This window comes from Pseudoalteromonas sp. c7(2019), assembly GCF_011378625.1.
Classification (GTDB): Bacteria; Pseudomonadota; Gammaproteobacteria; order Enterobacterales; family Alteromonadaceae; genus Pseudoalteromonas; species Pseudoalteromonas arctica.
The window spans coordinates 292-519 of the sequence record NZ_WTKS01000064.1 but is presented as its reverse complement, the minus strand read 5'-3'; the positions used below and the strand labels follow the sequence as shown (position 1 = coordinate 519).

The following is a 228-nucleotide window of genomic DNA, read 5'->3' as shown; positions in this document are numbered from 1 at the left end:
CCATCATATTCCATTAAAAAGGATAAAACGTTACCGCTTACACCGCAATTGAAGCAATGATAAAACTGTTGATCTGGACTTACTGAGAAAGTTGAATCGTTATTACCATTATGGAAAGGACAGCGCGCACGGTAGCTTTTACCTTTTTTCTTCAATTTAAGGCGGCTGTCAATTACGTCAACGATATCAGTGCGTGAGATTAGATCGTCAATGAAATTTTTAGGAATA

1 protein-coding gene is annotated in these 228 nt (G+C 37.3%); it reads right to left on the bottom strand.

Annotation, left to right across the window (positions count from 1 at the left end):
- On the bottom strand, window positions 1-227 hold a 227-nt coding region (locus GQR38_RS20025; protein ID WP_346774268.1), incomplete at its 3' end, for a CHC2 zinc finger domain-containing protein.
- Between the last annotated feature and the right edge of the window lies 1 nt (window position 228).